1 pseudogene is annotated in these 413 nt (G+C 67.6%); it reads right to left on the bottom strand.

What is annotated here, in order from left to right:
* Nucleotides 1–413 (bottom strand): annotated as a pseudogene (locus AC1DN0_RS41640) (hypothetical protein); the annotation flags it as partial.

Here is a 413-nt window from a genome sequence, read left to right as displayed (position 1 = left end):
ATCTTCGGCAGCGGCAGTTCGTCGTACAGCGCGATCATCGCGCCCAGCACCATGCCGATCAGCACCCGCACGCTGATCTGCACGACCGACGTGCCGGCGATGCCGAGCTGCTGGCGGTGGGTGGCGGCCCGGTCGTTCACCGCCGTGCGCAGCGCCTGCAGGTCCTCGGGGATGTAGGGCTGCAGCAGCGCCGGCACCTGGTGGCGGGACGAATTGAGGATATCCATGAGGCGCATCAGCAATGCATCAGGCCCGCCGGTTTCGGTGCGGAAGAACGAGGCGATGCCGATCGCGGCCAGGGTGAGCACGCCGATGATCAGCGCCGACAGCACGATCACCGAGTAGGCACGTGCGCGCCCCGGCGGCAGCTTGCCTTCAACGGTGGAGGCCAGCAGATGGGTCAGGTGGAACAC

This window comes from Cupriavidus sp. 05N39 (assembly GCF_056397325.1).
Note: the sequence above shows the minus strand (reverse complement) of the source record. Positions and strands in the feature narration are given on the sequence as shown.